This window comes from Nostoc sp. UIC 10890 (genome assembly GCF_054786515.1).
In genome coordinates this window covers 1-3,807 of record NZ_JBSGKF010000070.1, presented here as the reverse complement: position 1 = coordinate 3,807, position 3,807 = coordinate 1, and the positions used below count along the sequence as shown (strand labels likewise).

At 36.1% G+C, this 3,807-nt stretch carries 3 protein-coding genes and 1 pseudogene; 2 read left to right on the top strand and 2 right to left on the bottom strand.

From position 1 onward, the window contains the following. Both ACWATR_RS38915 and ACWATR_RS38910 read right to left on the bottom strand, forming a co-directional pair. Positions 1-488: pseudogene (locus ACWATR_RS38915) on the bottom strand (bifunctional DNA primase/helicase); the annotation flags it as partial. Further along, on the bottom strand, positions 485-661 hold the full coding sequence (locus ACWATR_RS38910; protein ID WP_460345410.1) for a hypothetical protein: 177 nt from the start codon (positions 659-661) through the stop codon (positions 485-487). The gene ACWATR_RS38910 and the pseudogene ACWATR_RS38915, both read right to left, overlap by 4 nt. A gap of 978 nt (positions 662-1,639) precedes the next feature. Here ACWATR_RS38910 and ACWATR_RS38905 point away from each other — a divergent pair. Beyond that, entirely contained in the window at positions 1,640-3,079 is a 1,440-nt protein-coding gene (locus tag ACWATR_RS38905) for an NB-ARC domain-containing protein (RefSeq protein ID WP_460345407.1), read from the top strand. Continuing rightward, positions 3,076-3,807 (top strand): protein kinase domain-containing protein (locus ACWATR_RS38900; RefSeq protein WP_460345404.1); only part of this gene is annotated, 732 nt, incomplete at its 3' end. The genes ACWATR_RS38905 and ACWATR_RS38900, both read left to right, overlap by 4 nt.

Here is a 3,807-nt window from a genome sequence, read left to right as displayed (position 1 = left end):
CAAAATATTAGTGGATTGAGTTGATCCAGTAAGCGCAATGCTAAAAGCGAATGATAGCGCTTAATTAAATAACGCTTTGCAACTCTGTCCCAGATAGGGTTAGCGACATCAAAGTAGGTAACGCGGTTGGGAGTTTTTGGGGGTGACTCGTATTTGACGGGTTTCCCTTTTTGCCAATCAATGCGAGGAAAGTTGGGCTTGATCCTTCCCCACTCCATTGGTTGCCAGTTTTTGAATGGGTCAAGTGATTGAATCCACGTCCCACCCAGTAATAGATGCTGATACATTTTGATGTATCCATCTGTTACCCGACCCGCATTCTTACGTGGGATTTTATCAGATATGAACAGGAAATCATAAACTGATTCTCCCTCAACGTGAAAGAAGTTGCGCTTAATCAACGCCGGATGAATGGCGCTACCAGCTAACAACTCATGATATTCCTCTGCCGTGAGATTGTTTGGGTATTCAGTTGTCGCTGCGTTCATCGGCTCTCCCCTTGCAATTCCTTGGGAAAAACTCTTTCAAGCTGCGAAACTCTTGCTCTAGCCTGGATATTCCGAAAATTTCCCTTCGTCACAGCACAAAATTGCCATGCGAAAGCTGCACTCGACCCCATGCGCTCTTTTAGAGCGCTCTTGGGGCGTTCTCTGTTTGTCATGATTTTTCCCCTGATAACTCGGTTTACAAGTTCAGAGAGGGTTGGATCAGTTAACTGTTATCAAAGACTCTGACTGATAACTGGTAACTGGTAACTGGTAACTGTTATTCGCGCTGCTACTTTTTTTTGCTATAAAATTCGCAATTTTTCTTCATCAAACTTAACTTTACAAAAACTTATGAATTTTAACAGCCAAAACATACCGCAAGGAATGGACTTTCCAAGCGGCAGATCCTATAATGGATCTGGCAGCGCGGATTATACTCTCGGACAAATTTAGTAGTCGTCTCGGTCGCCAAACTTCAACGACAACTTATTTTGTTCCTTCGAGATCAACCCCGCTCTTGATAACTATGGGTTTTATAGAACGCACGAAGCGCCGCTCCTTAGTGGCGCTTTTTGCGTTAAATGTGCGTATTTTTGTAAATTCTTCACCTCTATGCCTCCTTTTAACTAGCTTGATTGTACAGAAGTTATGTCCGTCTGGAATCTAACATTATCCTGATTTTTTACTTTAAATCTTGCCACCTCCGTTAAGAACTGATTAAGAGATAGTCTGAGAATTTGTAAGATCCTCATATAGCGTGCGGCATTGTTCAGTTGCAAAAGGGGCTTTGGTTTAAACGGCTATACCTGTATTCATGTCAGACTTAGGCTTTAACACTCAGAGGTATAACTGAATCTAATGCAACTGTAAACTTACTAATTAAGCTAATTAGTAAGGGTACATAGTTACTGAATTAACTACTGATTGGCTATGCAGTTAAGTCTGTCAATAAACTTACTTTGACTGTAACTGGGAGAAGACAGTGAAGATGTGCTTTTGCTACCTGTATAATTTGGCATTTTAATCTTATAGCTTAAACAGACAATTTGGAAATAGGATATCTAATTAAGAATTATTAAAATGTAGATATTTAATTTGAGTAAAAATGAATATAAACTATTGACTATAGTGTACCTGCGATACAAGCTAATATGGTTGCTAGTAATAATTTAGACACAATAGACATAGAAGAAGTACTAAAATTTGTGGAAGAGCAAGTGCTTCAGCATACGGGAACTCGTCTGTCAGGAGCTGAAAAGCTTATAATCAAAGGGTCATGGGGCGGTAAAGACTATACTGACATAGCGCGTGAATCTGAATACAATACGTATTATTTGCAACAGAAGGTAGGCCCCCGATTATGGTTAATGCTGTCAGAAGCCCTCGGTGGAGTGAAGGTAAAAAAAACACACTTCAAAGAGATTTTACTTAAACAAATCAAAAAACATTATGTCCAACTTGAAGCATCTAAACTGAATAGCGATTCTTTAGTAGGCAAAACTAAATTTTATGGAGATTTTCCTAAATTAAAATCTTTTTGTGGTAGAGAAGAAGACCTAAACTGTCTAAAAAACCAAATTAGACTTTTTAATCAGCGTTGTATAACTTTAATAGGAGTTGGTGGAATTGGTAAAACTTATTTTGCAGCCAAGTTAGTAGAAGAAATAATTTTTGAGAACCCAAGCCTATACGATTATGTTGTTTGGAAAGAAGCTGAGAATTGTTCTTCTATAGAGCAATTAGTTAATGAATTAATTGATGTTTTAAATATAGAAAAAGGTAATAATAAGAGTTTAGATTATAAAATTTCTTTAATATCAAAACATCTATCCTTGCATCGCTGTTTATTAGTAATAGATAGCTTTGAGAAATTAGCTTTATCAGAAAGTTTTAAAAAAAGGATGGGGTATGAAAAGTTTTTTATTGAATTAGCAAAGGAACAAAAATATAGCTGCACAATTGTTACAAGCCAAATACCTTTAAAAGAGTTTACCCATGCAACAACTAATTTACCTTTTTTATATTGGAAGTTGGAAGGTTTAGATCCCATTGCAGCCATGCAGATGCTCTATGAAAAAGGATTATCTGGAGATGAATGCAAAAAACTAATTGAAATATATAGAGGTAATCCATCAGAGCTAGAGGCAGTTGCGGAGAAAATTCATCGTTTCTTTGGAGGAAACATCGAAAGTTTTTTTGAATATAGAACTACTGTAATTAGCTCTCGATTTCAAGCAATGCTACACAAGCAATTTGAGCCAAATGGTTTCTTGAACAATCTTCAAAAAACAATATTAATTTACTTAGCGAAGGAATTAGAAAAAGATTCAAATCCTATACCTTTCACTAAACTCATTGATGCTCTAAAAGATCAACTAGGTTTAGATTTATCTATTTTTGAAATCATGGCAGATATAGATATATTAGAACAACGCTCATTAGTTGAAAGGAGCAATGATCCAGACAAAAAAGAAACTAGGTATACTTTACAACCAGTCATAAAAAAATACATCTTAATTGATCCGCTTGGGCTAATTGATGAAAAGTCCAATAAACCCAAGAAATATACACAAACGGTTAATATTTTGTGAGTTACTGTATAAACCCTTTTTGTAAGGAACGCCACAATCCTGACGAGCAAGAAACTTGTTTATCTTGTGGTAATCCCTTGCTAATCAACGGGCGTATTCGTTTATTACGTCCATTAACATTTATACATAACAAGTTTAACTATACGGATGTATTTGAGGTACAAGATATTGGAATACATTCGTCAGGATCTCAAACAAGAATACTGAAAGTATTGTATTGGAATGATGATACTAAATACGCAGAGTTATTTCATAGGGAAGCTCTAATATTACAAAGCCTTAAGCATTCTGGAATTCCTAAGTCTCATAGAGAAGATTACTTTACTTTTACATTAAATGATGATCTCCTCAAGCTGCCTTGTATAGTAATGCAAAAGTTTGAAGGAAAGAATTTAAAGCAGTGGATAGAATCTCATGGAAAAATTACGGAAACACTAGCATACAATTGGTTGTTTCAATTAATTGAGATCCTTGACCTAGTTCATCGTTCTGGTTTTTTCCATAGAGATATAAAACCAGAAAATATTATTTGTCAACCGAATGGAGAACTAGCACTTGTTGATTTTGGAGGTGCGAGAGAAATTACAAAAACATATTTGGCAAAAGTTAGTACTAGTGGAGGAACTAGCACGGGTACTAGTCTGGGTTATGAAGTAACTGCTGTTCGGACAGCTTGTTACTCTCCTTTGGAGCAAATTAATGGGCAAGCTGTACCACAATCAGATTTT